Origin of the sequence: Streptomyces melanogenes (assembly GCF_014649795.1) — a bacterium.
GTDB lineage: Bacteria > Actinomycetota > Actinomycetes > Streptomycetales > Streptomycetaceae > Streptomyces > Streptomyces noboritoensis.
In genome coordinates, this window is record NZ_BMTS01000001.1 from 641,918 (window position 1) to 667,491 (window position 25,574).

Here is a 25,574-nt window from a genome sequence, read left to right on the forward strand (position 1 = left end):
CCTGTCCGGCGCCTACGAGCCCTCCGTCAGCACCCCCGCCAGGTGGTCGGCGAATTCGGTGAGCCGGTCCAGCCACGGGCCGCTGCGCGCGATGCGGAAACCGTGGCGGCGGCCCCAGAACGCGGTCTGGACGGCGTGGAACTGGGCCCACCGCCGGGTGCGTTCGCGGTCGAGTTCCGCCGCCTCGGCGAAGACGTCGAGGGTGCGGTGGACGGCCTTGCCAAGGCCGTCCGCCGCCAGGAGCGCCAGCGCGCGGGTCTTCAGTAGCGTGCCGCCGTCGTAGGCGGGGTCTCCCGCGTATCCCTTGGGGTCGACGGCCAGCCAGGGCTCGCGGTCGGCGCGCAGGATGTTGCGGGCGTGGAGGTCGCCGTGGATGAGAGTGTCCGGCTGGGTGCGGCCCAGTTCGCGGACGGTGGCCACCGCGGCGTCCACCACACGGGACGACAGCGCGTGCGTCAGTTCCGCGGCGTCCTTGCCCAGCTGCTCCTCCCAGGCGTCGGCCTGCTCCCGCAGCCGGGGCAGCCCGGGCGGCGCGGGGACGGCCAGTCGGCGATTGAGGCGCCCGGCGACCGTCACCACCTCGTCGCCGTCCTGGACGTCCTCCAGGGTCGACGTCCGCGCCCGTTCCAGCAGCATCGCGAACCGGTCGTCGTCGCGTTCGTACAGCAGGACCGCGCCGCGCCCGCCCCACGCGACGAACGCGTCCGGCTCGTGGACGTTGCCCGGATGCGGAAACGACACCTTCAGCACGGCGGGGCCCTCCGCCGGCCGGCGCACCGGGACGATCACCCCGACACCGCCGTGCATCACCTCGCCGTCGGGCACGCACCCCCAGCGGTCCAGCAGCCCGTCGACGATGGCGGGCAGCCCGGCGAGCCACGCCGCGCCGGGTTCTCCTTCGCGCTCGACGGTGGTACGCGCGAACACCTCCGGTATCACGATCATCCGGGCACGTTACGCGCCTGATGGGCCCCGAGGCCAAGGAATCGGTGTCATGCAGCGGGCAAGTACGCTGACCGCGTGAGCACGCACAAGAGGGTCGACGTGAGTGTCGACGCGATGATCGAGGACCTCAGGACACTCGTCGAAGTCGAGTCTCCCTCGCGCGATCTGGAGGCCTTGGCGGCCTCGGCCAAATCCGTCGCCGCCTTCATCGAGAGGCGTCTCGGCGGGACGGCGGTTCTCGTCGAGAGCGAGGCCGGGCCGCATGTCCACTGGTCGGGCGGTGGTGAGCCGCGCGTACTGATCCTCGGGCACCACGACACGGTGTTTCCGCTCGGTACGCTCGCGTGCCGTCCGTTCCGGGTCGAGGGCGGGCGGGCGACCGGTCCCGGTGTCTTCGACATGCTGGGCGGTCTGGTGCAGGCCGTCCATGGGCTGGCGGCGCTCGACGACCTCTCCGGTGTCGAGATCCTGGTGACCGCCGACGAGGAGGTCGGCTCCGGCTCCTCCCGTGCGCTGATCGAGGAACGGGCCCTCGCGTGCGGCGCCGTGCTCGTCTTCGAGGGGGCCGCCGACGGCGGCGGACTGAAGACCGGCCGCAAGGGCTGCGGCACGTTCCGGGTCTCGATCGCGGGCCGGGCCTCGCACGCCGGACTCGAACCAGCGGCCGGGGTCAACGCCCTGGTCGAGGCGGCCCACCAAGTCCTTGACATCGCGGCGCTCGGCCGCCCCGACATCGGCACGACCGTCACCCCGACCGTCGCGGCCGCGGGGACCCTGGACAACGTCGTTCCCGCCGAGGCGACCGTCGTCGTCGACGTCCGCGTGGAGTCGGCCGAGGAGAAGGAACGTATCGAAGCGGCGTTCGCGGCCCTGGCGCCGCACCTCGACGAAGCGCGGATCACGGTCGAGGGAGCCGTCGGCCGACCCCCGATGCCCGAGTCGGCGTCGGCCGAACTCTTCGCGGTGGCACGGAAGTTGCATCCGGGGATCGAGGGTGTGGCCGTCGGCGGTGGCAGTGACGGCAACTTCACGGCCGCGCTGGGGGTTCCGACACTCGACGGCTTGGGCGCGGTCGGAGGCGGTGCCCACGCCGACCACGAGTACGTGGTGGTCGAGGCGATGGCCGAGCGGGCCAGCCTCGTCACGGGGCTGGTGAACGCGATTCGGGGCGTGTAGCGGGGCGAAGGGGCCGGAGGTAAAGGGAAGGTCAACGTCCGCTTATGATGTGGGCGACCTTGTCTTACTTGTCTGACTTTCTTGAGAAACCGGGGGAACCACATGAAGTTGACCCGCATGTCGACTCTTGTCGTATCCGCTGCCATCGCACCGGCCGTTCTGCTCGCCTCTCCGGCCTTCGCCGCCGACACCACCAAGGCGCACACCGTCTCGGGTGCGGGTGCGAAGGCCTCCGCCCTGACGCCTGAACAGCAGGAGAAGGAGGACCGGGCCGAGATCCTCCGGCTGATGGCGGCCAAGGACGCGGGCCGCGGCCTCAAGGAGGCCGCGACCAAGGCGCTCGATGGAGGGGCCGCGGCGATGCGGCACTTCCTCGAGGTCGACCAGTTCACCGCCCGGGACGAAGACAACGAGGTGCTGATCTCGAGGATCATCAGCGCGGGCGGCCCGGGGGTGCAGGAAGCGGGCAAGAAGGCGCTCAAGGGCACTCCGCAGGACCGTGTGAGGTTCCTGGAGACCGGCCAGTACATCGCCCGCTTCGACGACGACCGGGTGCGCACCGCGCAGATCATCAGCACGGGCGGGCGGGCGGTCCGCGAGGCCGGGCGCAAGGCTCTGGACGAGGACACCCCCGAGTCCATCAAGCAGTTCCTCGAAGTGGACCAGTTCACGGCCCGCGCCCTCGACAACCGCGTCCTGGCCAGCAAAATCATCAACGGCGGCGGCCCGGCGGTGAAGGCGGCCGGGAAGAAGGCGCTCCAGGGTACTCCCGAGGACGTCCAGGCCTTCCTCGACAAGGGCCAGTTCGAGGCGCGCAAGAAGGACGAGGCCGACGCGGCGGCGAAGAACAAGCCGACCCCCAAGCCGAAGCCGGAGCCGGGCAAGCCCGACGAGGACAAGGGCGGCAAGCCGTCCCCGGCCGACGAGAAGAAGACGGACGGCGCCGAGCCCGCCGCGGCGAAGAAGCCGCAGCACAAGACCACGGCCGACGGCGGCAGCGCCGGGCTCGCCTCCACCGGAGCCGGTTCCGCACTGCCCTGGGCCGCGGGCGGCACCGCGCTCGCACTCGCCGGAGGCGCGGGCCTGCTGTTCGCGTCCCGGCGTCGCAAGTCGGCCGAGGGATAGCGGCACCCGTATTCCTCACGGCCCAGGGGGAGCTGTACACCCTGGCCGCCCTCCGCGCCGCCCTCACCGGCCCCATGCCCACGCCAACAGGCCCGGGCATGGGGCCGATTGGTTGCACGGAACGGTGTTGCATCAGCCCGTGACCAGCCATTAATGTCCGTGAGGTGACTGCCGGGTCGGCCTTGAGCCATGTACGAGTGGGTTCCCCGGCCTCGGCGTGAGCGCGAGGCGGGCAAGAGCCCCGCCCTTTTCTCCGCGTCTTCCTGTCCGGCGCCCGCCTACGGCGCCGCGTCCCAGCGAGTCCAGAGGCTCGCAGCCTCGGAAACCACCCGGAGAAACCTCACCGATGTCGTACGACCAGAACCACCCGCACCACCCGCACTCCTCCGCGCCCGCTGTCCAGCTCAACCACACCGCCGTGTACGCCGGCGACCGGCACCTGTCGGCCGAGTTCCTCGCCGCGATCCTGGGGTTGAAGGTCGGCGCCCCGTTCGGGCCGTTCCTGCCCGTCGACCTCGGCAACGGTGTCACCCTCGACTACTACGAGAAGAGGGACGAGCCGATCCAGTCGCAGCACTACGCGTTCCTGGTTCCCGAGGAGCGGTTCAACGCGATGATCGGCCGCCTGGAGGCGGTGGGAGTCACCTACTACGCCGACCCCGACCACACCGAACCGGGGCGGACCAACGGTCTCTTCGGCGGCCGGGGCGCCTACGTCAAGGACCCGGACGGCCACAACATGGAGATCATGACCCGTCCCTACATCCGGCCGTAGTCGATGCCACGACGGACAGGAGCCTCATCCGTGGACAGTATGAGCATCGACACGGGGTTGGTGCGATCCCTCCTGCACGCGCAGCATCCGGACCTCGCCGGGCTCGGCCTGCGCCCGGTGGAGGGCGGCTGGGACAACCAACTGTGGCGGCTCGGCGACGAGTTTGCCGTCCGCATGCCGCGCACGGAACGCGCGCCCGACCTCCTCCGCAAGGAGCACCGCTGGCTGCCCGTGCTCGCTCCGGGCCTACCGCTCCCGGTCCCGACACCGCTGCGGACGGGGGAGCCGTCCGCGCTGTTCCCGGCGGTGTGGACCGTCGCGAAGTGGGTTCCCGGCGAGCCGGCCGACCGCGTCCCGGTCACCGATGGGCACCGAGCGGCCGACACCTTGGCGGGCTTCCTGCGAGCACTCCACCAGGGCGCCCCCGCCGGGGCTCCGGCCAACCCGACGCGCGGCGTCCCCCTCGCACCCTTCACGCACGATGTGGAGAAGCAACTCCAAACCCTCGCCTCCCGCGTGCCCGCAGGTATCCGGGACATCTGGGAGGACGCGGTGTCGGCTCCTGACTGGGCGGGCCCGCCGGTGTGGCTCCACGGTGACCTCCACCCCGCCAACGTGGTCGTCTCGGACGGCACGCTCACGGGTGTGCTCGACTTCGGTGAGCTCTGCGCCGGTGACCCGGCGACGGACCTCTCGGCCGCGTGGCTGCTGCTCCCGGCGGGCTCGGCTTCGCGGTTCTTCGAGGCGTACGCCGACGCGGACGCGGCCACGATCCGACGCGCACGGGGCTGGGCCGTGCTCCGAGGCCTGGGCCTCGTCGCCATCGGGCGGGCCTGGGAGCGCGGGCTTCCCGGCGGCAAGCAGACCTGGGGACCCGCGGGCCGGGCGACGCTGGAGCGCGTGCTGGAAGCCACCTGAGAACCGCCCTCGCGGCGCAGGTCCACGGCCTCCCCGAAAGCCCGTTGAGATACGGCCGCACGTCGGGGAGACTCCGTGGCCATGGAGTTCTTCTGCTACCACCGCGACCGGCCCGACTCCGTCAAGCTGCGCGACGAACTGCTGGAAGCCCACTGGTCCTCCATGGACGGGTACGAGAAGGAGCTGATCGCCCGCGGTCCGACCTTCGCCGCCGACGGTGAGACGCCCAGCGGCAGCGTGCACATCGTCGACCTGCCGGACCCGGCCGCGGCCCGCGCGTTCGCCTTCGACGAGCCCAACTACCAGGCGGGTGCGTACCGGGACGTGCTGATACGGCGGTGGCGCAACCTGCTGGGGCGCACCATGTGGGACTTCCCCGGCGGCCGGACCGGCGGCAACCGCTACCTCGTGCTCGGCCTCGGCGAGGGGGAGCCCGCCGACCTGGTGGTGCCGCCGGACCGGGACGACCTGATTGCGTACGGTCCGCTGCTGTCGGACGACGGGGTCACCTGGGTGGGTACGGCGGCGCTCGTCCGGGCCCCGGACGCGGACGCCGCGCGCGCCGTACTCACCCGCGACCGGTATGCCGACATCGAGGTCCACGACTGGCAGTTCGGCGGACGGCGGTAGTCGGCAGGGGGCGGGTTGCGCGGGTGCTCACAGCCCCCTGGCGCCGTCGATCCGCTCGCGGAGCAGGTCGGCGTGGCCGTTGTGCCGGGCGTACTCCTCGATCATGTGGATGAGCACCCACCGCAGCGACACCGTCCCGCGCCACGCGTCGTCGCCCTGGATGTCCAGGTGGGGGGCCCGCCGGGCGAAGTCGTCGGCGTACGCGACCTCGTCCCGCCAGGCCTGCCAGGCCTCCGCGATCGCCTCCGGGGCGTCGGACGCGGCGTCGTCGAAGTCCCCGTCGGGGCTCTCGGGGGTGGAGAAGAGGGGCGGAGCCTCCTGCTCGGCCAGCACGCGGCGGAACCAGTGGCGTTCCACATGGGCGAGGTGGCGGACCAGGCCGAGCAGGGAGAGCGTGGACGGTTCCACGGCCCGCGCGGCCAGCTCCGTACCCAGGCCCGCGCACTTCAACTCCAGGGTCGCGCGCTGATCCGCGAGGAAGCCGAGGAGCATGGGCAGTTCGTCGCCGGTCGCGGGTCCGCCGAACCGCTGGTCGGGTCCGTCTCCGGTGAACAGTTCGGCTCTTCTGGTTGAGGTAGTCACGCGCGCAATCATCACCCACGGCCGTCGCGGCGCCCCGGCAACCCTGTCTTCCGCCCCCACCACTAGGGTCGTTTGACCCTCACACCGTGTCAGGCGCTGAACTCGGAGCCATCATGTTCACCATCGGAGACTTCGCCCGGCACGGTCGCGTCTCGGTCCGGATGCTGCGTCACTACGACGCGACCGGTCTGCTGCGGCCCGCCCATGTCGACCCCGCCAGCGGCTACCGCTACTACACGGCCGCCCAGCTGGCCCGCCTCAACCGCGTCATCGCGCTCAAGGACCTCGGGTTCACCCTTCAGCAGGTCCAGGAGATCCTGGACGGCAAGGTCACCACCGAGGAGCTGCGCGGCATGCTGCGGCTGCGGCAGGCCGAGCTGGAGGCCGCGATGGCCGCGGCGGCGGCGCGGTTGGTGCAGGTCGAGGCGAGGCTCCGGTCGATCGAGAGCGAGGGGCACATGCCCACGAACGACGTCGTCATCAAGACCGTCCCGGCGATCCGGGTGGCCGAGCTGACCGGGACCGCCGCGAGCTTCGGGCCGCAGGAGATCGGCCCGGTCATCGGGCCGCTGTACAAGGAGTTGTTCCGGCGCCTCGGCGAGGCCGGAGTCACGCCCGTGGGCCCGGGGATCGCCTATTACGAGGACGCCTCGGAGGGCAACGGCGGGATCGTCGTCCACGCCGCCATCCAGGTCGCGGCGCCCCTCCAGGACGGCGCCTTCCAGGTGCTCGACCTGCCGCCCGTCGAAGCGGCGACGATCGTGCACCGCGGCTCGATGGACGTCGTGCTGCCCACGGCGCAGACCCTGGCCCACTGGATCGACGACAACGGCTACCGGTCGGCGGGCTACCCCCGGGAGATCAACCTGGAGTGCCCGGAGGACCGCGACGAGTGGGTGACCGAACTGCAGGCGCCGATCGCCAAGATCTGACCCGAAGGCCGTGTTACCACGGCTCTCGCCGCCCGGGTTTGCGTCACGGTACGAGCACCAACCTGCCCCGGATCCCTCCCTTGGCCAGCAGGCGGTGCGCTTCGCCCGCCCGGTGCAGGGGGAGGGTGTCGGCGACGCGCGGGGTGAGCCTGCCCGTATCGGCCAGTGCGGCGAGGTGGGCGAGGGCGGGACCGTCGGCCGCGATCCACTCCTCGGTCACGGTGATGCCGCGCAGCGGGGTGGGCGCGGCGCCGCCGACGACGGAGACGAAGGCGCCCCGGTTGCGTACGGCCCCCAGCGCCGTGATCCCGGCCACGGCGGCGTCGAGCGCGCCGTCCACCCCGCCGGGCACCAGCTCCCGTACGGCTGCGGTGAGTTCGGAGGAGCGGGGGACGAACCACTGGGCCCCGGCGGCTCGTACGAACGCCTCGTCGCCGGGGCCGGCGCACGCCACCACCCGTATCCCGCGCAGCGCCGCCAGCTCCACGGCGAAGCCGCCCACCGCCCCCGCCGCGCCCGTGACCAGCAGGGTCGAGCCCGGCGCCAGATCGAGCAGGTCCAGGGACTGGAGCGCGGTGAGGCCGTTCAGCGGCAGGGTGGCCGCCTCCACCGGCGACAGCCGGTCGGGGGCGTGCGCCACCGCCGTGGCGTCCAGCACGATGTACTCGGCGTATGCGCCCAGGGAGAGGTCGAGCCTGTCCCGCAGCCCGATGACCCGGTCACCCGGGGCGAACGCCGCAACTCCCGGGCCGACTTCGTCGATCCGCCCGGCGACGTCCCAACCGATGCCGATGCCGGCGCCGATGGCCTCGCGGGGCGGCATCAGGCCCGCCGCGATGAGGTCCCCGGAACGGGTCGCCGCGTCCACCGGGTTCACCGCCGCCGCCTCCACACGTATACGTACCTGCCCCGTACCGGTGACCGGCACCGGCACGTCCACCAGCCCCAGCGCCTCCGGTCCGCCCACCGCTCGCACCACGATCGCGCGCATGTGCAACTCCCCACGTATTTCCGCCGCGTTGACACCAACGACCCTATGGAGAGCTACTCTCCAGGAGGAAGAGGGCACTTCAAGGTGCCTATGGCACGGGAAGGAGAGCGGGAACGCCATGACGAAGAGAGCCGACGCGCAGGCCGCCTATGACGCCTACCTCGCCGAGTGCCCCGCACGGCACCTGCTGGACCGCATCAGCAACAAGTGGGTCAGCCTGATCGTCAACGCGCTCGCCGACGGCCCCCAGCGCTACACCCACCTGTCCCACAAGCTCGCCAGCGTCAGCCAGAAGATGCTCACCCAGAGCCTGCGCGCCCTCGAACGCGACGGACTGGTGACCCGCACCGTGACGCCGACGGTGCCGGTCCGGGCCGACTACGCCCTCACGCCCCTCGGCGAGAGCCTGATCCCGGTGATGCAGGCGATCAAGACGTGGGCGGAGCAGAACATGGACGAGGTCCTGGCGGCCAGGTCCAGTTACGACGCGACGTCCTGACCGTGCCCGGCGCCACCCACGTGCTCTTCCACTTCGGCCTCAACGACCTCGGCCTTCCGGGCATGACCGGCGAACCGCCCGCCACCGCCGAGGACCTGATCGCGGGCTACACCGCGCTCGCCGCGAAGGCCTGTTCCGCCGGGCTGACCACCATCGGCACGACCATGGGCCCGTACGCGGGCACGATCTACCCGGGGGTCGACAGCCTTGAAGGCCGGGCGATCCGCCGCGAGGTGAACGACTGGATCCGCACGTCGACCGTCTTCGACGCGGTCGTCGACGTCGCGGCCGCGGTCCAGGACCCGGACGCCCCCGGCTCCATCCGCCCCGATCTCGACAGCGGTGACCACCTCCACCTCAACGACGAGGGCACCCGCACGATGGCCGACGCGGTCGACCTCACCTACCTCGGGCTGTGAGGGCGTACGCCGCGCCAAAGCGGTTTGTCCGATCACCGGCGGGAACGGGCGGCAGCCGATAATCGATCTTGTGACAGGGGGAGGGGGCGGGGCGCGTCTCCGTCGGTGGAGGACAGGTGCGGCGTCACACCGCGAACAGGGGGAGAGAGCATGGGGTGGTCACAGGCGTCGGCGGACGCCGTCGCGCCGGGGGACAGATTCGAATGGTTCCGCGAAACACTGTCCACCGAGTTGATGCCCGTCGCGCTCCGCGCGCCCAGCCCGGCCGACTTCCGCGCCGAGATCTCGCATCTGGATCTCGGCGTGGTGCAGATGTCGACGTTCACCTTCTCGGCGGTCTCCTCGCGCCGGAGCCGGGCACACGTACGGCAGGGGGATCCCGAGCAGTACCAGCTGGCGCTGGTGACCCAAGGCGCCTTCAGGACGGCCCAGTTGGGCAACGAGTCGCTGGTCACGGGGGGCCTGGTGCTGACGAACACGTCCCGCCCGATGGAGACCACCTGCCGCTCCGGCGACGGCGGGCAGGCCCAGGCGGTCATGCTGCAGATCCCCCGTTCCGCCCTGCCGCTGCGGTCGGACCGGGTGGACCGCCTCATCGCCCGGCACCTCGGCGCGGGCGGGGGAACGGCGGCGATCCTCGCGGACTTCCTCGCCACGCTGATCCGCCGTGGACCCACCTGCCGCCCGGAGGAGTTGCGCCGTATGGGATCGGTCGCCCTCGACCTGGCCACGGCGTGTCTGGCGCAGCAACTCGACGCCCCCGAGGAGATACCCGCCGATGCCCGCGCCCAGGTGATGCTGCGACAGGTCCTCCGTTTCATCGACGACAACCTCGGCGATCCGACCCTGACTCCCCAACTGGTGGCCGACCGGCACCACATCTCCCTGCGCGGCCTGTACGCGCTCTTTCGCGACCAGCCCGCGAGTGTGGCGGAGTCCATCCGTCGGCGGCGCCTCGCACGCTGTCACGCCGACCTCGCCCGTCCCGAGCTGGGCCACCAGTCCGTGCAGGCGATCGCGGCCCGTTGGGGCTTCGTCGGCGCCACCGCCTTCAGTCGCGCGTTCCGCGAGGCGTACGGCATCACCCCCACGGAACACCGCGCGGCCACCCGGCGCCCCGGCATCGCACGGAACGTCGAGAAGCCCTCCCCGCAGGTCGCGCGGACCTAGATTTCAGGGCGCGGGGGACGACATCCCGCGGTCGGCGGGGCCGAGCAGCGGCACGGTGTGGGTGACCGTCAGCAGTCGGCGCACGGCGCCGCTCGCGGCGCGCACGCACAGCGTCTTGCCGTCACGGAGTGCGCGTTGTCGGATGCGCAGCAGGATGTTGAGGCCGGAGCAGTCGCAGAAGTCGACCCTGCTCAAGTCGAGGTCGACGCCCCGGCGCGACCGGTCGAGAGCCGCACGCAGTGTGCTGTGCAGCAGGTGGTCCGCGTCGATGTCGACCTCGCCGGTGACCACGACCAGCTGCCGGTCGCCCGCCGGGCGGACCTCGATCTCAAGGCGCGGCAGTGGCCGGCCGCTCGGCGAGAAGGCCGGTGCCGCGTAGGTGGTGCCCCCGCGGTTGAGCTGTGCGGGTATTGCGTGCTCTGGCATGGCATTGGCTCCCCAGGCGTCCGCCGGTGCCCTGCTCGGCTTCCTTCAGGTTCCGCCTCCATCCCTGATGCGTCAAGAGATACATGAAAAGTATTTCGTCTATTTGTATGCGCGAATGCTGCGTCCTACGCTGAGGGGATGGGTGCCGTACCTGAACCGCATGCGGGTTGGACGTTCTTGACCAACCACGCGCGCGTGCTGGCCGCGATCGCCGACGACCCCACCGTCCGGATACGCGACATCGCCGCGCACTGCCGGCTCACCGAGCGCGCCGTCCAGAGAATCATCGCCGACTTGGAAGAAGCCGGATATCTCTCCCACACCCGGCAGGGCCGTTCCAACACCTACCGCATCGAGCCGGGCACCCCGCTGCGGCACCCGGCCGAGGCCGGAGTGACCGTGGCGACCCTGCTCGCGGTCCTGGCGCAGCACGACGAACAGCGCGGAAAGCAGCCCCGGCACCGGTGACCGCGCCCGTCGGGCGATGAGTTTTCGCCTTTGATCAGCCCTGGTCCACCGGGCGGGTGAGGTCGCCGGGGTCCGTGTTGGCGCCGCAGAGGACGACGGCCACCTTCTCGCCCGGGCCGGGCCGGTAGCCACCCTGCCGCGGTGCGGTGAGGGCCGCGAGCGCGGTCGCGGCGGCGTGCTCCACCGCGATACGACGCTGGTCCCACAGCGCCTGCCGGGCGCGCACGATCTCGCTGTCGGGTACGAGCACGGAGTGCATGTCGGCCCGTTGGGCGGCGTGCACGGCCATCCTCGATACGCGGCGCGCGCCGAGGGCGTCGGCGGCGACCGAGTCGACCGTGACGTCGACCGGATGGCCCGCCCCGATCGCGGCGTTCAGCGCGCGGCAGTTCTCCGGCTCGACCGCGACGACGCGTACGCCGTGGTGCCGGGCGGCGGTGGCGACGCCTGCGAACAGCCCCCCGCCGCCGACCGCGACCACCACGGTGTCCAGGTCGGGTACCTGCTGGACGATCTCCTCCAGCAGGGTGCCGGCCCCGGCGGCGATGAGCGGGTGGTCGTACGCGTGCGAGGCGAGCGCGCCGGTCGTGGCGGCGAAGTCCTCGCACGCGGCCAGGGCGTCCGCGTACTCCGCACCGACCAGCCGCACGTCGGCGCCGAAGCCGCGCAGCCGGGCGACCTTGACGGCGGGCGCGGTGGTGGGCAGGAAGACGGTGGCGGTGACGCCCTGCTGCTGGGCGGCCCAGGCGCAGGCCAGCCCGGCGTTGCCGCCGGAGGCGATCGTCACCCCGGCGCCCGGCAGGGTCCCGGCCTCGCGGTGGGCCTGGATGAAGTTCTGCGCGCCACGGGCCTTGAACGAGCCGGTGTGCTGCATGAACTCCAGCGTCAGCCACACCTTGCCGGGCTCGTCGGGGCCATCGGCGCGGACCTCCCCGGCGTCGACCGGGGCGAGGACGACGGGGCGGACGCGTCCGGCGACGCGGTCGGCGGCCGCCTTGACGTCGCCGTACGTGAGCTGGTGCATGTCGGGGGACTCCCATGCGGAGAGGGCGGGCGGTGCGGGGCTGTGACGCGCGAGAGGCAGTGACGATGACGGTCGATACGCTGTACCGTACGCTGGCTCACATGCCCAGGCAATCCGCTTCCCTCGACCTCGCGACCCCCGAGCGCATCGCCGAGACCGCCCTGCTCATCGTGGACCGGGAAGGCTCCGCGGCCCTGAGCTTCCGGACCCTGGCCGCCCGGCTCGGCATCTCCCACGCCACGCTCCAGCGCCGCTGTACGGACCTGGCCGGGCTGCTCGACCTGTGCGTGGACCACCTCGCCGCGTCCCTGCCCGACATCGAACCCGGCACCGCCTGGGCCGAGGCCACCGAAGCCCGCTTCCGGTCCCTGTACGAGCTGCTGGCCGCCCATCCGGGCCTGGTCGCCCTGCGCGGCGCCCGGCCCTGGCTCGGCCCCCAGCTCCTCAAGCGCCTGGTCGAGCCGCAGCTGGCCGATTCCCTCGCGGTCGGGATGACGCCCGAAGAGGCGATCGCCTGCTACCGGCGGATGTATCTGCTCACCCTGGGCAGCGCGAGCTTCGTCGACCACCGCGACCCGGGCGCGGCCCAGGCCGCCACCCGCACCGCGCTGGCCGCGCTGGACCCCGCAGACTTCCCGGTGCTGACCGCGAACATCGCCGCCATCCTGCCCGCCGTGGTGGGCCACGACGTCTACTTCGGGGCGCTGCGCCAGCTCATCGACGCGGCCGACCCCGCCCGCGCTCACCGCTGAGCGCGGCGGAAGTCGCCCGGGGTGCGGCCGGTCTCACGGGTGAAGAACTTGCCGAAGTTGGTCGCCTCGGTGAAGCCGAGCGCACGGCCGATCGCGGCCACGGGCAGATCGGTGTGGGCGAGCAGCCGCTGCGCCTGGAGGGCGACGCGGGCGTCGGCGAGCTGCTTGGCGCTGCGGCCGGTGGCGGCCAGGCACGCGCGCGTGAGGGTGCGGGGCGAGTAGCCGAGCCGCGCGGCGTACTCCTCCACGGAGCGGGTGGCGGCGAAGGAGCGCTCCAACTCGCGCCGGAACGCGAGGTAGACCTCGGCTCCGGGCGCTGAGGGGACGGGGCATCCGGCCGGGTCGGGGAGTCGCGCGAGGCGGATGAGCAGCGCACCGAGGAGCTGGCGCAACAACGCACCGGTCAGCTCGACGTCGGCGGTTGCCGCCCGCAGTGCCTGGTACTCGGCCCCCAGCTCCGCCACCGCGCGCTCGAAGGCCCCGAACCCATCGGGCGGCAGATGCCACGCGACCGGGCCGAACCCGTCGAGCACCTCGCGCGTTGCGGGCAGCGGCGGTGGGAAGTCGGCGGTGAACATCAGCAGGACGGCGTCGAGTGTCGCGGGGCTGCCGTCCGTACCGTAAGGCAGCCGCTGCACCTGGCCGGGCCGCAGGTGCAGCAGCGTGCCACGGGCACACGGGTAGGTGACGAAATCGACCATCGCGGTGCCCGAGCCGCCGCGAACGAGCATGATCTGGTGGAAGTCGAGCCGACTCGGCCGCCGGGCAACTGACCGCTTCAGACGCGGTTTCAGCACATCGAAGGTCAGCACTTCGATACCGGTGTGCAGCCGGTCGGGATTGTCGTAGGCGATGTCGATGACCTCGCGCTGTCCACTTTCAACCATGTCGAGTCCGGACTCTACCTCGTGGGGAGGGCGGCCGCGCGGGCACTGTGGAGTCACGGCCGTCACCAACACCCCTTCGTAGCCAAGGAGCTTGCCCATGTCCCCTGTCATCACCGACCCCGTGAAGCTGCCGATGCTGTTCCAGGACGCGCTGAACATCGGCGACGTCGACGGTGTGCTGGCCCTGTTCGCCCCGGGTGCGGGCATGCGTACGGTGACCGGCGAGCACATCGTCGGCGCCGAGGCGCTGCGTGCGGAGATCGGCGGAACCGTCGCGGCCCACGGCAGGCTGACGAACGTCCAGCGGCATACGCTCGTCGGCGCGGACACCGCCCTCCTGGTCACCGACTGGACCATGGAGATCGACGGCCCCGACGGCGAGCGGATCGCCCCGACCGGAACCACCGCCAACATCGCCCGCCGGGACGCCGACGGCGGCTGGCGCTTCGCCCTCCTCAACCCGCTCGGCACGGCCTGAACCCACGTGTGCCCCCGGGGCTGTCCCGGGGGCACACGCGGCCGTTCAGCTTGACGGATGGTCAGAAGCGGCCGTGAACCGCCTCCGGGTCCGTGGGCGAGACCGCGGTCACGGCGGCCTTCGCGGTCGGGGTGGGCTCGACGTACGTCGGTGCCGGGTCGGCCTCGGGGGCGCAGGTCTTGGCGATGAACCCCTTGCCGCTGGGCAGGGTTCCGTCGCGCAGGTAGGCCACGAAGGTGTCGTCCAGGCAGGCGTTGCCGTGGAAGAGGACCTCGTGGAAGCTGCCGCCGTTCTGGACGACCAGCTTGGATCCGGGCAGCGCCTTGTGCATCGCGACCCCTCCGGCGTACGGCGTGGCCGCGTCCTCGGTGGCCTGGAACAGCAGCACCGGCGGAAGACCCTTGCCGGTGATCTTCAGCCGCTCCGGGCCACCCTGGTAGGGCCAGAACATGCAAGCGGCGTTGTACCACATGTTGTTGTACGTGTAGAACGGCGCCACCGCGTTGACTTTGGCCTGGTCCTTCTTCCAGAACTCCCAGTCCCGGGGCCAGGCGCTCTCCGTGCACTGCGTGGCGTTGTAGTTGGGGAAGGCCCCGTCGTCGGCGCCCGGCGCGGCGTACCGGTTGTAGGCGATGGTCAGCGGCCGGGTGTCGTGCCGGGTGAGGTAGCCCGAGAGCACCGTGGCCATCCGGGGCCAGCGCAGGAAGTTGTAGCCGCCGCCGTAGAAGGTGTCCTCGAACTCGGCCGGGCCGATCTTGCCGGGGGCGGGCGCGGCGGACACCGGGGCGGTGCGCAGCGCGTCCTCCACGGCGTAGTACTTCTTGATCACGGCGTCCGCGTCGGTGCCGAGGTGGTAGACCGAGTCGGCCTTGGCCGTCCACTGGGCGAAGGCGCGGAAGCGCCGCTGGTGCTCCTTGTCCTGGAGGATGTTGTGGTCGTACCAGGAGATGGTGGGGCCGACGATGCTGTCCAGGACCATGCGCCGCACGTGCGAGGGGAACAGCTGGCCGTAGGTGGAGCCCAGCGAGGTGCCCCAGGAACCGCCGTAGAAGTTGATCTTCTTGGCGCCGAGTGCCGCGCGGATGCGGTCCATGTCCCGGGCGCTGTCCACCGTCGTCATGTGCGGCAGGATCCAGCTCCAGTCCGCCGCGCAGTCGGCGGCGTACTTCGCGGCCTTGCCCAGCCACGCCTTCTCGGTGCCGTGGCCGAGCTGGTAGTCGGGCCGCTCGCCGTCGAAGTAGTGGGCGTCGCAGACCACATGGGGCTCGCTGCCGTTGGTGCCGCGCGGGTCGAAGCCGATCCAGTCGTACGTCGAGGCGACGTCGGCCGGGATCTGTCCGGTGATGTAGGCGGGCATCCACAGACCGCTGTCCCCGGGGCCGCCCGGGTTGAGCAGGATCGGGCCCTGCTGCTTTGCCTTCGGGGCGGTGGCGGGCAGCCGGTTGAGCTTGAGCTTGATCTTCCGGCCGTCCGGATGGGCGTAGTCCAGCGGGACTTCGAGCATGGCGCACTGCAGCGCCGGGGTCGTGGCGTCACCGCAGGACGTCCAGGCGAGGCGGCCCGCGTCGGTCTCGCGGCTGTCGCCGTCGGGGGCCGCGGCGACCGGGACCGCGCTGCCCAGTAGGACGGTGGAGACCGCAACGGCCAGCAGTGCCAGTGGTCTTCGCATGGTTGCCCTCCTCGGTCCGCGCGCCGGGGCGGCGCGACGGAGTCAGAGAAATGATGTGACATGTGCAATGGCACATGTCACATGCTGGAATCACTCGTTATGTAACCGTGATTCAGGGCTTCGGGCGAAGCATCGGCTTGGTGGCGGCCCTTGGTACGGCCCGGGCGGACCGGCCACCAGATGCTTCGGCCGAGCAGGGCGGCGAGCGCGGGCACCAGCACGATGGACAGGACGAAGGCGGAGAGCATGATGCCCAGGCCCGTCGCGAAGCCGATCTGCTGGGTGGCGGGGGCCGAGTTCACCGCGAGGCTGCCGAACGAACCGGCCAGGACCACACCGGCCGTGGCGATGGCGGGAGCCGTGTGGCGTACCGCGCGGGCCACGGCGGCGCGGGCCGGGCCCGGGCGTTCCATCTCCTCGCGGATGCGGTCGCTGATGAGGATGTTGTAATCGGTGCCGAGGGCGACCACGAAGAGGAACAGCACCAGCGGCAGGACGAAGTTGACGCCCGGCTTGTCCAGCAGGTGCTGGAAGACCAGCGCGGAGGCGCCCAGCGTCGCGGCGAAGCCGAGCCCCACGGCGATCATCAGGACGGCCGGCGCGAGCAGGCTCCGCAGCAGGACGATCAGGATGAGGGCGATCAGGCCCGCGGCGACCGGGAACACGGTCTTCAGATCGTGGTCGACGGCGGTGGAGATGTCCGCGAAGATCGCCGCTGTGCCGCCGACATGGGCCTCCGTACCGGCAGGCGTGTTGCGGGCGACGGTGTCGCGGACCGGCCCCGAGACGAGGTCGCGGGCCCGCTGGCTCTGGGTGTCGGCGGTGAGGTAGACGTCGATGCGGGCCGCCGTGCGGTCCTGGTTGAGGACGGTCCCCCCGACCTGGCCGACGCCCTCGACCTTGGCGAGCGCCTTCGGCAGGGCGTCGATACCTCGTACGGTCAGCGTGTGGCCCTTGTCGGCCGTGACGTAGACGGTGGTCGGATCCGACACTCCGGCGGGCAGCGCGCGGTTGATCTCGGCGGCGGTGGCGGCCGCCGGGGTGTCCTTGTCGCCGCCCGTCTGGTCGAAGTCCATGTGGATCCCGGCGACTGAGGCCGCCAGCGCGCCGAGGAGGGCGACGGAGCCCACCACGAGCGCGAAGGGACGGCGGGCGACCAGATCACCGACGCGCCCGGCGGTGCCCGGCCGCGGCTCGCGGCGAAGAGCGCGCGAGGGCCAGAACATCTTGCGCCCGCAGACGGCGAGCAGCGCGGGCATGAAGGTGAGGCTGGCCAGCAGCATGACGAGCACCGACACGGCGACGGCGGGGCCGAGGACGCGGAACTGCCCGAAGGCCGCGATGCCCAGGGTGGCGAAGGCGGCGACGATGGTGAGGGCCGCCGAGGTGATCGCCGTGCCGACCCGGCCGGTGACCTCCGCCGCCACGGCACGGGCGGGCAGGTCGGGGTGGGCGCGCAGTTGTTCGCGGAAGCGGAAGAGGAGGAAGAGGAAGTAGTCGACGCCGATGCCGATCAGTACGACGCCGATCAGGCTCGGAGTGGAGGTGTCGAGGTCGATGCCGGTGAGCAGCGCGACGCCCACGACCGTGCCCAGCGCCGCACCGCTGATGACGGCGACCGCGAGCAGGGGCACGAACGCGGCCAGCACGCTGCGGAACACGAAGATGTTGATCAGCACGATCAGGCCGACCATCAGCGCGCTGACCACGGAGGTGGTGGTCTCCTCCGCCTCCGTGGTGTCGACGAGGTCGGCGAGCCCGCCGGTGAAGCCGGTACGCATATGGGCACCGGCGAACTCGCGCTTCACGTCGTCGCGGAAGGCCCGGTAGAGGTCGTGCATGCCGGGATCCGTGGAGTTGCCCGTCAACTGCACCGAGAGCAGCTCGAAGGCCCGGTCGGGAGCGACCATGGCGGGACTGACCTTGGGCGTCTGCGAGTAGTCCTGGGCCAGGAACGTCGGCTGGTCCCCGCTGGGCTCGGGCATCTTGACGTGCCGCCGGCCCAGCTCCGCCGCGATGTCGCCGACGCGCCGCTGGTCGGCTGCGGTCAGGGCCTCGCCGTCCGCCCGGGCGACCAGCACGGTCACGGCGTTGGCGTCGGGCTTGGCCCCGAACTTCTCCTCGGCGACCTTGAGCGCGGCGGCCGAGTCGTACTTCGCGGGCAGGAAGTCCCCGCTCTGGCTCTGGGTGACGCGGTAGAGCAGCGCCTGGCCGAGCATGGTGAGGAAGATGCCCACCACCGCCCACAGGACGATGACCTTCCATGGGTTGCGGGTGGAAAACCCGGTCAGAGCGCGGATCACTGTGTCCTCCGAAGATGGCTGGGGGTACGGCGTTGTGGGCCGGTGACCAGCACATCAGCGCGGCGGGACGCAGTCGTCCGAGCACGGGAGGAGAAGCACCCCGGGAGCGTGGGGTGGGCGGGAGCGCCGACTGGGACCCTGCTCCCACAGCGGAATCGGACCACGGGCCCGGGGCGGGCCGCGTTCCCGGTGCGAGACTGGGATCATGCAACAGGGGGTCGTGGCGCACCATCGGCGGCCCGGACCGCCCCGCACAGAGTCAGGACCTTCATGGTGACCACACGCCCCGCTCCCCGGGCCCCCGAGACCCGGCAGGGCGGCGACGCGCTGCCCTGGTCGCGCAACGACGGCCTGGTCGCGGTCGGCGCCGGGGTGATGGACCTGCTCAGCTTCACCTTCGCCAGTCTGGCGGGGCAGGGCGACGTCCCGGTGGCCGGCTGTGTGCTGGTGGTGGTCTCCGCGCTGCCGCTGCTCGCGCGGCGCCGCGCGCCGGTGCCCGTGCTCGCGGCCGTGCTCCTGCTCGGCCTCGGGCTGAACCTGACCGTACCGACGTCACTGCACTTCGGCGCCTCCGTGGTGGTCGCGCTCTACTCCGTCGTACGGTTCACCGGCGCGCCCGTGGCGGCGGCGGCCTCGGTGGCAGCGGTGACGGCCCTGGTGGACTGGACGAAGTGGCCGCGGCTCTCGCTGCTGGAGCTGGTGGGCAATGCGCTCGCCGCCGTCATCGTGATCATCGCGGGGGCCGTGATGAACCGCTGGCAGCGGGACATCGAGGCCAACCGCCGCCTCCTCGCGGACCGGGCCGTGGCGGCCGAACGGCGGCGCATCGCCCGGGAGCTGCACGACATCGTGGCGCACCACATCACCACCATGCAGCTGATGGCCGGAGGCGCCCGGGCCAACCTCGCCCGTGATCCCGAGGTGGCCAGGGAGGCACTGGTCGAACTGGAGGGCTCCGGGCGCATGGCCCTGCGCGAGATGCGCCAGCTCCTGGACGTACTGCGCGCCGGGGACGAGGCGGAGGCCGAACCGACCGCGCCGCAGCCCGGCATCGCGGACCTGGAGCGCATCGTCGCCGAGTCGTGCCGGGCCGGGCTCCCTACCGCACTCGACGTACGCGGCAGCGAGCGGCCGCTGCCGCCGAGCGTGGGTCTGACGGTCTTTCGGATCGTGCAGGAGTCGCTGACCAACGCGCGCAAGTACGCGGGCGAGGCACGCGCCCAGGTGCGGTTGACGTACGAGCCGGACGGGGTGGCGGTGGAGGTCTCGGACGACGGGACGGGCGCCGACGCGGGACTCGTGCGAGCGGGCACCGCGTCGGGTTCCGGCTACGGCCTGGTGGGGATGCGGGAGCGGGCCGCGCTGCACGGCGGCACGTTCGAGGCCGGTCCTCTGGACGAGGCGGGATTCCGGGTGGCGGCACGGCTGCCGCTCACGGCTGAGGCGGGGGCGCTGCGATGAACGGGACGACGGACGACATGACGACGACGCGGGCCATCAGGGTGCTGATCGCGGACGACCAGCCGCTCGTACGGCGTGGACTCGCGCTGATCCTCACCCCTGACCCGGCTTTCGACGTGGTGGGCGAGGCGGGCAACGGCGAGGAGGCCGTCGCCCTCGCTCACCGGCTGCGCCCCGACGTCGTCGTGATGGACATCCGCATGCCGGTGCTCGACGGCGTCGCCGCCACCGGCCGCCTCGCGGCGGAACTGCCCGAATGCCGGGTGCTGGCGCTGAGCACCTTCGACATGGACGAGTACGTGGTGGCCGCGCTGCGCGCCGGAGCCTGCGGGTTCCTGCCGAAGGACATCTCACCGGAGGAACTGGTGGCGGCGGTACGGGTGGTGCACACGGGCGAGGCGGCCGTCGCGCCCCGGCTGCTGACCCGGCTGATCTCCACGTACGTCAGGACGCCGGAGCGTCCCGGACCGCCGCCCCGCGCGCAGATCGCCGGTCTCACCCCGCGCGAGGCGGAGGTGTGGCGGCTGATGGCCACCGGCCTCGACAACACGGAGATCGCCGAGGCGATGGGCGTCAGCGGCTCCACCGTCAAGAACCACATCACCGGCCTCTTCGGCAAACTCGGCGTCCGCGACCGGGCCCAGGCCGTGATCGTGGCGTACGAGACGGGGGTCGTCGAGGTGGGGCGGCCGGGCTAGTCGCCGGGCGTGCGCAACGCCGTATGCCCGGCGCGGAGGCCGGGCATACGGGGGAGCGGTGGGTCACCAACCGGTGCCGATCTGGGTGCGGTTGCCCAGGGCCGAGTTGCCCGTGCCGGGGTAGAGGTAGAAGGCGCCGGTGGCGGCGGACGGGGCCTCGACCGCGGCGAGGTCGCCCTTGCCGTCGCCGGTGAAGTCCGCGCCGACGAGCCCGCGCATGGTGTTCCAGCCGGTGCCCGCCGCGGTGCGGTCGCCGAGGGTGGCGGTGCCGTTGAGCCTGCCCGTACCGGGGTAGCTCCACAGTGCGCCGGTGCGGTCCACGGCCATCAGGTCGGCGACGCCGTCCGCGTTCAGGTCGCCGGGGCTGGTGAGTTCGGTCATGCCGTCCCAGCCGGAGCCGATCTGGACGCGGTCGCCGAGGGTGTTCATCCCGGCCGCGCCGCCGCTGCCCGGGTACGCCCACAGCGCGCCGTTGACGTCGACGGCGGCGAGGTCGGGCCGGCCGTCCTTGGTGAGGTCCAGGGCGGTCAGTTCACGCATGGTGTTCCAGCCGGTGCCGATGCGGACGCGGTCGCCGAGGGTGCTCATTCCGCTCGCGCCGCCCGTGCCGGGGTAGACGTACAGCTCGCCGGTGGCCGCCTCGACGGTGACCAGGTCGGCCTTGCCGTCGCCGGTGAAGTCCCCGGCGGCCAGCTTGCCCATCGCGCCCCAGCCGGAGCCGATCTGGACACGGTCGCCGAACGTGCCGCGCCCGGTGCCCGGGTAGAGCCAGAGCTTGCCGGTGCTCGCCTCCACGCCGACGACGTCCTTCTTGCCGTCACCGGTGAAGTCGGCCGCGGTCAGCTCGGTCATGCCCGCCCGGGCGGGCTCGCCGGGCCAGGGCGTGTGCTCGACGACACGGCCGCCCGGGACCTCGTTGAGCATCCAGAGCTGGTCGGAGTCGGGCCAGTAGGAGAGGTTCTCCAGGTTCACGGGCGCCCGGGTGACCAGCCGCACCGGCTCGCCCGGCCGCGCGTGGTAGAGGCAGTTCTCGAAGTTGTGGACGGTCTTCGGGTCCTGGTGCTCGGCGGGGACGAACTCGGGGCAGGGGCCCGAAATCGTGAAGCGGCCCTTGTTCATGGCGATGCCCTGGGCACCGCCCATCGGGGAGGCAAAGGCCTCACTGGCCGCCACGCGGCCCGACGCGTCGGCCTTGAGGGCACCCGTGGCGGGGTCGATGGGCCAGCGCACGACGGGCGCGGTGGCCCGGCCGAAGTCGCCTTCCACCTTGTAGGGATCGCCCTCGGCGGTGACCAGGGCGGGCTGGGAGCCGGTCAGGTCCAGGGAGGCCGAGGTGATGCAGGGGCGCTGGGGGACACCGGCGTACGAACCGCAGCCGTCGCCCGCCCCGGTGTAGGCGTAGCTGCCCTGGCGCGGCAGGACGTAGGTGTGCCCGTTGCCGTGGGCCCTGCCCGAGCCGTCCAGGCCGACGGCGGAGTCGGAGGTGGTGTCCATCTTCCACAGGTCGTTCAGGTCGAAGACGTCGAGGCCGCTGCCGGTGCCGGCGACGTACAGCTTGCTGCCGGACCAGACCACGCCGTGGGCATGCCCCTGGACGATGGGGACGAAGTTGCCGCCCGCGTCGTCGAGGGCCACCAACTGCACGTGCCGGTAGGTGACGTGGGCCGGGTCGGTGACGTCGGCGAAGGTGATCCGCTCGGTCCCGTTCGGGCCGTACCAACTGGCGATGAGCACCTTGCGGCCGTTGACCAGCGTCTGGGACTGGGGGGATTCGCCGGAGCCGGTGAGGCCCTGCGGGATCCAGGAGCCGCTGGCGTCGTCCTCGGGGGACCAGCAGAAGCCCTCGGCGCCGGCGACGCGGGAGGTGTGGCACAGGGGTCGGCCCGCGGTGGTGCCGACGGTGTTGGCGAGCACGTCGGCGGCCTTGACCCGCTGGAGCGCGGGGTGGGCGGACTCGAAGGCGGCGACGCGCCCCTTCTCGCGACCGCCGTCGCCCTGGAGGCCCAGGCCGTCGGTGCCGATCCGGGTGACCGTGTTGTACGTGGCGATCCCCCCGTCCGGGACGGTGGGGGCACCGGCGGCGGCCGGGGACGCGCTGCTCAGCGACAGCAGCGCCGCCAGGGCCGCGACGGCCGCTCCTGCGGTGCTGCTCGCGCGGGTGCGGATGCGGTGGGTGGGGCGTGGTCGGGCCATGGCGGTGGAGCTCCTTGTCGGATGCCGGGGTGGTGGTGATCCGGGGCGGGGGACTGTGCGGCGGGGCCGCCACCGCCTGGTTGCTGCGGTGGCGGCCCCGGGTGCGAGGGGGCGTCGGCTTCTTCGACGCGGGACGCCTTACCAGCCGGTGCCGATCTGGACGCGGTCGCCCAGGGTGTTCATGCCGTTGAGGGTGCCGGTGCCGGGGTAGGCGAAGAAGGTGCCGGTGCTGCCCGCGGTGGCCTGGACGGCGCCGAGGTCGCCCTTGCCGTCGCCGTTGAAGTCGGCGCCGACCAGGTTGGTCATCGACTTCCAGCCGGAGCCGATCTGGACGCGGTCGCCCAGGGTGCTCATACCGCTGAGCTTGCCGGAGCCGGGGTAGGCGAACAGGTTGCCGCTCTCGTCCCGGGCGACCAGGTCGTCGACGCCGTCGGAGTTGAGGTCGCCCGGGGTGACGATCTGGCTCATCGCACCCCAGCCGGTGCCGATCTGGACGCGCTCGCCGAGGGTGTTCATCCCGTTGACCGCACCGGTGCCCGGGTAGGCGTAGAGGTTGCCGGTGCCGGTCTCGACGGCGACGACGTCGGCCTTGCCGTCCTTGTTGACGTCGATCCGGGCCACGTCGCGCATCCCGGACCAGCCGGAGCCGATCTTCACCCGGTCCCCGAGGGTGCCCATGCCGTTGACCGCACCGGTGCCGGGGTAGAGGTAGAGGTCGCCGGCCGCGCTCTCGGTGGCCAGGACGTCGGCCTTGCCGTCCCCGGTGAAGTCGCCGACGGTCACGTTGGTCATGGTGTTCCAGCCGGAGCCGATCTTGACGCGCTGGCCGAGGGTGCTGTTGCCGTTGACGGCGCCGGAGCCCGGGTAGAAGTACAGGTCGCCGGTGGTGGTCTCGGTGGCCAGGACGTCCTGGGTGCGGTTGCCGTCCAAGTCGCCGCCGGCCAGGTGGGTCATGCCCGCGTCGGCCGGGGTCACGGAGGAGTCGCTGTTGAGGACCGGCGATATGTAGCCGCTGATGGTCTGGCCCCAGGGGGCCTTGCCCACCTGCCAGTCGGTGGTCGACTCGGTCTGCACGATGCCGTCGGGGTGGGTCCGGTGCCCCTCGTTGCCGCCCACCATCGTCACAGTGGTGCCGTTGAAGCCGGTCACCATGGCGACGTGGGCGGCCCAGTTGCTGCCGTTGTAGTCGTAGACGACCGCGTCGCCCACCTTCGGGGTGCTGTGCAGGGTGTTGTTGGCCACGCCGTACTTGTAGAAGCTGACCGCGCCGTCGGTGAGCGAGGCGAGACGCGCCACGTCGTAGTGGGACCACACCCACCCGACGAAGTCCGCACACCATGCCTGGGAGGCTCCGCCCCGGCCGTCGCAGCTGCTTCCCTGGTTGTTGGTGTGGCTCCAGTAGCCGCCGTGGGCACAGGGGCCGTTGCCGACCTCGGCCCGGGCGAGCGTGGCCATCGAGGAACCGGCGTCGGCCTGCGCCGGGCTGACGCTCAGACCGGTGACGGCGGCCGCGACGGCCAGGGCGGCGAGAGCGGACTTCTTGACGTGGGTGAACTTGGACATGGCGGAGTCTCCTGTGAGTGAAAGGGTGTGAGAAAGCGGGGGTCTGAGTGAGAGGGGAGGTGAACGGCGGTGTGGCTACCAGCCGTTGCCGATCGCGGCACGGTCGGCGAAACCGCCGTTGCCGTTGCCGGGGTAGAAGTAGAAGCTGCCGGTGGAGCCGGTCGGCGCCTCGACCGCGTCGAGGTCGCCCTTGCCGTCGCCGTTGAAGTCCGCGCCGACGAGCTGGCGCATCGAGTTCCAGCCGGTCCCGATCCGGTTGCGGTCGCCGAGGGTGTTCATGCCGTTGAGGGATCCGCTGGCGGGGTACTTCCACAGCGCGCCCGCCGGGTCGACGGCGACCAGGTCGGCGGTGCCGTCCCCGTTCAGGTCACCGGGGCTGGCGAGTTCGGCCATGGTGCTCCAGCCGGAGCCGATCTGGACGCGGTCGCCGAGGGTGTTCATCCCGGCCGCTCTGCCGCTGCCCGGGTAGGCCCACAGCGCGCCGCCCGAGTCGATGGCCAGTAGGTCGGACTTGCCGTCCTTGTTGGTGTCGAGCGCGGTGAGGTCGCGCATCGCACCCCAGCCCGCCCCGATCTGGAGGCGCTCGCCGAAGGTGTTCATACCGCCCGCGGTGCCGCTGCCGGGGTAGACGTACAGGTCGCCGGTGGAGTTCTCGACGGCGGCCAGGTCGGCCTTGCCGTCGCCGGTGAAGTCGGCGGCGGCAAGCTTGCTCATCGTGCCCCAGCCGGAGCCGATGCGGACGCGGTCGCCGAGCGTGCCGTCGCCGTTGCCCGGGTACAGGTAGAGGTTGCCGGTGGCGGACTCGACCCCCACCAGGTCCTTCTTCCCGTCGCCGGTGAAGTCGGCGGCCGTGAGGTGCACCATGCCGACGGGCGCCGGCGGGGTGGTCGGGTACGGAGTGGCGTGGTCGTTGGCGAGCCCCGCTTTCGCCCCGCAGCCGCCCCAGGCGATCGCGCCCTGCCCGGCGAGGATCTTCTCGGCGATGAGGATCTGCTGCTGCTTGGTGGCCTGGTGGGGGTACGTGGCGTACTGGCGGCCGCCGTACGCGTTCCAGGTCGACAGGAGTATCTGCAGACCGCCGAAGAACCCGTTCCCGGTGTTGATCTGCCAGTCGTCGGTGGACTCGCAGTGGGCGACCTTGTCCCATGTGGCTAGGGAGGCGGCGCTCGCGGATCCGGCGGAGGCAAGGGAGAGGGTCACCCCGGCGAGGGCCAGGGCGGCGGTGGTGGCGGTCTTGGCCGTACGGGACGAAGTGCGGGGTGTTTTGGGCATGACGGAACCTCACAAGGGCGGAGAGAAAGAAAAGAAGAGACGCGGACCGGGCGGCGCAGGGCATGACGGAGGCACGGGCCGGTGGCGGAGAGGACGGCGGTGCGCGGACGGCACGGCCGCAGGCGTGACATCGGTCGGTCGGGGACCGGCCGGGGCGGCGGGCTGCTACAGCTGCCCTGCAGGAACAGCTGGTGCGGCACTGCGCTTCAACAAGCTGT

The 25,574-nt window shown here is 71.9% G+C and carries 25 protein-coding genes; 14 read left to right on the forward strand and 11 right to left on the reverse strand.

Going from position 1 to position 25,574, the window contains the following annotated elements; translation table 11 throughout:
* Window positions 1-12: 12 nt before the first annotated feature.
* Window positions 13-945 carry an aminoglycoside phosphotransferase family protein gene (locus IE252_RS02920; protein WP_190087613.1) on the reverse strand — a complete coding sequence of 311 codons (933 nt, stop codon included), beginning with the start codon at window positions 943-945 and terminating at the stop codon, window positions 13-15.
* A 114-nt stretch (window positions 946-1,059) separates the two neighbouring features.
* Here IE252_RS02920 and IE252_RS02925 point away from each other — a divergent pair, with 114 nt between their 5' ends.
* From IE252_RS02925 to IE252_RS02945, 5 genes are all read left to right on the forward strand, one after another.
* Window positions 1,060-2,121: a M20 family metallopeptidase gene (locus tag IE252_RS02925; protein ID WP_190087848.1), complete on the forward strand. Its 1,062-nt coding sequence runs from the start codon at window positions 1,060-1,062 to the stop codon at window positions 2,119-2,121.
* 117 nt (window positions 2,122-2,238) lie between these two features.
* Window positions 2,239-3,246, forward strand: coding sequence for an ALF repeat-containing protein (locus IE252_RS02930; protein WP_190087614.1), 1,008 nt, complete (start codon window positions 2,239-2,241; stop codon window positions 3,244-3,246).
* A gap of 346 nt (window positions 3,247-3,592) precedes the next feature.
* Window positions 3,593-4,021, forward strand: coding sequence for a VOC family protein (locus IE252_RS02935; RefSeq protein WP_190087615.1), 429 nt, complete (start codon window positions 3,593-3,595; stop codon window positions 4,019-4,021).
* Window positions 4,022-4,060: 39 nt separating this feature from the next.
* Window positions 4,061-4,939, forward strand: a complete 879-nt coding sequence (locus tag IE252_RS02940) for an aminoglycoside phosphotransferase family protein (RefSeq protein ID WP_190087849.1) — start codon at window positions 4,061-4,063, stop codon at window positions 4,937-4,939.
* 81 nt (window positions 4,940-5,020) lie between these two features.
* Entirely contained in the window at window positions 5,021-5,569 is a 549-nt protein-coding gene (locus tag IE252_RS02945) for a YciI family protein (protein WP_190087850.1), read from the forward strand.
* Between the two features lie 27 nt (window positions 5,570-5,596).
* On the opposite strand, the gene IE252_RS02950 is transcribed toward IE252_RS02945, so the two are convergent.
* A complete protein-coding gene (locus tag IE252_RS02950; protein ID WP_229847891.1) occupies window positions 5,597-6,151 on the reverse strand; it encodes a DinB family protein in 555 nt (184 codons plus the stop codon).
* 113 nt (window positions 6,152-6,264) lie between these two features.
* Here IE252_RS02950 and IE252_RS02955 point away from each other — a divergent pair, with 113 nt between their 5' ends.
* The gene (locus IE252_RS02955; protein WP_190087617.1) at window positions 6,265-7,083 is read left to right on the forward strand and encodes a MerR family transcriptional regulator; all 819 of its coding nucleotides are present in this window, start codon (window positions 6,265-6,267) and stop codon (window positions 7,081-7,083) included.
* Between the two features lie 43 nt (window positions 7,084-7,126).
* Here IE252_RS02955 and IE252_RS02960 read toward each other — a convergent pair whose 3' ends face one another.
* Entirely contained in the window at window positions 7,127-8,074 is a 948-nt protein-coding gene (locus tag IE252_RS02960; protein WP_190087618.1) for an NADP-dependent oxidoreductase, read from the reverse strand.
* 118 nt (window positions 8,075-8,192) lie between these two features.
* On the opposite strand from IE252_RS02960, the gene IE252_RS02965 reads away from it, so the two are divergent.
* The 3 genes from IE252_RS02965 (at window position 8,193) to IE252_RS02975 (ending at window position 10,162) form a co-directional block, all read left to right on the forward strand.
* A complete protein-coding gene (locus IE252_RS02965) occupies window positions 8,193-8,573 on the forward strand; it encodes a winged helix-turn-helix transcriptional regulator (RefSeq protein ID WP_190087619.1) in 381 nt (126 codons plus the stop codon).
* The gene (locus IE252_RS02970; RefSeq protein WP_373298495.1) at window positions 8,510-8,992 is read left to right on the forward strand and encodes a GDSL-type esterase/lipase family protein; all 483 of its coding nucleotides are present in this window, start codon (window positions 8,510-8,512) and stop codon (window positions 8,990-8,992) included. The genes IE252_RS02965 and IE252_RS02970 overlap by 64 nt, the downstream gene beginning before the upstream one ends.
* Before the next feature lie 150 nt (window positions 8,993-9,142).
* A complete protein-coding gene (locus IE252_RS02975; protein WP_190087620.1) occupies window positions 9,143-10,162 on the forward strand; it encodes an AraC-like ligand-binding domain-containing protein in 1,020 nt (339 codons plus the stop codon).
* A 3-nt stretch (window positions 10,163-10,165) separates the two neighbouring features.
* On the opposite strand, the gene IE252_RS02980 is transcribed toward IE252_RS02975, so the two are convergent.
* Window positions 10,166-10,588 carry an STAS domain-containing protein gene (locus tag IE252_RS02980; protein ID WP_190087621.1) on the reverse strand — a complete coding sequence of 141 codons (423 nt, stop codon included), beginning with the start codon at window positions 10,586-10,588 and terminating at the stop codon, window positions 10,166-10,168.
* Window positions 10,589-10,726: 138 nt separating this feature from the next.
* Between IE252_RS02980 and IE252_RS02985 the strand changes: the two genes are divergently transcribed.
* On the forward strand, window positions 10,727-11,056 hold the full coding sequence (locus IE252_RS02985; RefSeq protein WP_190087622.1) for a helix-turn-helix transcriptional regulator: 330 nt from the start codon (window positions 10,727-10,729) through the stop codon (window positions 11,054-11,056).
* 34 nt (window positions 11,057-11,090) lie between these two features.
* Here IE252_RS02985 and IE252_RS02990 read toward each other — a convergent pair whose 3' ends face one another.
* Window positions 11,091-12,080 (reverse strand): threonine/serine dehydratase, encoded by a 990-nt coding sequence (locus tag IE252_RS02990; RefSeq protein ID WP_190087623.1) that lies wholly within the window; start codon window positions 12,078-12,080, stop codon window positions 11,091-11,093.
* Between the two features lie 101 nt (window positions 12,081-12,181).
* Between IE252_RS02990 and IE252_RS02995 the strand changes: the two genes are divergently transcribed.
* On the forward strand, window positions 12,182-12,832 hold the full coding sequence (locus IE252_RS02995) for a TetR/AcrR family transcriptional regulator (RefSeq protein ID WP_190087624.1): 651 nt from the start codon (window positions 12,182-12,184) through the stop codon (window positions 12,830-12,832).
* Here IE252_RS02995 and IE252_RS03000 read toward each other — a convergent pair.
* Complete coding sequence (locus IE252_RS03000; protein WP_190087625.1) at window positions 12,823-13,719, reverse strand: helix-turn-helix domain-containing protein; 897 nt, start codon at window positions 13,717-13,719, stop codon at window positions 12,823-12,825. The two genes, IE252_RS02995 and IE252_RS03000, sit on opposite strands and share 10 nt — an antisense overlap.
* Window positions 13,720-13,816: 97 nt before the next feature.
* Here IE252_RS03000 and IE252_RS03005 point away from each other — a divergent pair, with 97 nt between their 5' ends.
* Window positions 13,817-14,197 carry a YybH family protein gene (locus tag IE252_RS03005; RefSeq protein ID WP_190087626.1) on the forward strand — a complete coding sequence of 127 codons (381 nt, stop codon included), beginning with the start codon at window positions 13,817-13,819 and terminating at the stop codon, window positions 14,195-14,197.
* Window positions 14,198-14,258: 61 nt separating this feature from the next.
* Here the strand turns inward: IE252_RS03005 and IE252_RS03010 are convergent, their stop codons facing one another.
* Both IE252_RS03010 and IE252_RS03015 read right to left on the reverse strand, forming a co-directional pair.
* Window positions 14,259-15,866 (reverse strand): alpha/beta hydrolase, encoded by a 1,608-nt coding sequence (locus IE252_RS03010; protein ID WP_229847895.1) that lies wholly within the window; start codon window positions 15,864-15,866, stop codon window positions 14,259-14,261.
* Window positions 15,867-15,943: 77 nt separating this feature from the next.
* The gene (locus IE252_RS03015) at window positions 15,944-18,169 is read right to left on the reverse strand and encodes an MMPL family transporter (RefSeq protein WP_190087627.1); all 2,226 of its coding nucleotides are present in this window, start codon (window positions 18,167-18,169) and stop codon (window positions 15,944-15,946) included.
* 270 nt (window positions 18,170-18,439) lie between these two features.
* On the opposite strand from IE252_RS03015, the gene IE252_RS03020 reads away from it, so the two are divergent.
* Both IE252_RS03020 and IE252_RS03025 read left to right on the forward strand, forming a co-directional pair.
* Window positions 18,440-19,630 carry a sensor histidine kinase gene (locus tag IE252_RS03020; protein WP_190087628.1) on the forward strand — a complete coding sequence of 397 codons (1,191 nt, stop codon included), beginning with the start codon at window positions 18,440-18,442 and terminating at the stop codon, window positions 19,628-19,630.
* Window positions 19,627-20,328 (forward strand): response regulator, encoded by a 702-nt coding sequence (locus IE252_RS03025; protein WP_229847897.1) that lies wholly within the window; start codon window positions 19,627-19,629, stop codon window positions 20,326-20,328. Before IE252_RS03020 ends, IE252_RS03025 begins: the two co-directional genes overlap by 4 nt.
* Before the next feature lie 63 nt (window positions 20,329-20,391).
* On the opposite strand, the gene IE252_RS03030 is transcribed toward IE252_RS03025, so the two are convergent.
* The 3 genes from IE252_RS03030 to IE252_RS03040 form a co-directional block, all read right to left on the reverse strand.
* Window positions 20,392-22,521: an FG-GAP repeat domain-containing protein gene (locus IE252_RS03030; protein WP_190087629.1), complete on the reverse strand. Its 2,130-nt coding sequence runs from the start codon at window positions 22,519-22,521 to the stop codon at window positions 20,392-20,394.
* Window positions 22,522-22,659: 138 nt separating this feature from the next.
* Window positions 22,660-24,084, reverse strand: coding sequence for an FG-GAP-like repeat-containing protein (locus tag IE252_RS03035; protein ID WP_190087630.1), 1,425 nt, complete (start codon window positions 24,082-24,084; stop codon window positions 22,660-22,662).
* Between the two features lie 75 nt (window positions 24,085-24,159).
* Window positions 24,160-25,356: a transglycosylase family protein gene (locus IE252_RS03040; RefSeq protein ID WP_190087631.1), complete on the reverse strand. Its 1,197-nt coding sequence runs from the start codon at window positions 25,354-25,356 to the stop codon at window positions 24,160-24,162.
* Between the last annotated feature and the right edge of the window lie 218 nt (window positions 25,357-25,574).